The 252-nt window shown below is 60.3% G+C and carries 1 pseudogene; it reads right to left on the bottom strand.

Annotated elements, in window-relative coordinates:
* Positions 1-122: pseudogene (locus A6F49_RS17420) on the bottom strand (dihydrodipicolinate reductase C-terminal domain-containing protein); the annotation flags it as partial.
* Positions 123-252: the final 130 nt, after the last annotated feature.

Genomic DNA, 252 nt, shown 5'->3' with positions numbered 1-252 from the left:
GGACGAGAGCCAACGGTGCGCAACCCGAGCAGGACGCCGGGCATATAGGATGCGCGGTCGAAGGCATCGTGGCGTAATACGAGTTGTTGTCCCGGGGTGCCCATGAGGACTTCTTGGTGTGCTTCCACCTGACTTGCACAAGTTTAGTGACCCGTTTTAGGTTGTGAGCTTGAGTCGGTCCAGGATGTGGGCTGCGCCGGGGGTGATGTCTGGCGGGAAGGTGATTTCGTGGTCGCCGATGCGGCCGGTGAA

Origin of the sequence: Enteractinococcus helveticum (assembly GCF_001657475.1) — a bacterium.
In the GTDB taxonomy this organism is placed as follows: domain Bacteria; phylum Actinomycetota; class Actinomycetes; order Actinomycetales; family Micrococcaceae; genus Yaniella; species Yaniella helvetica.
Note: the sequence above shows the minus strand (reverse complement) of the source record. Positions and strands in the feature narration are given on the sequence as shown.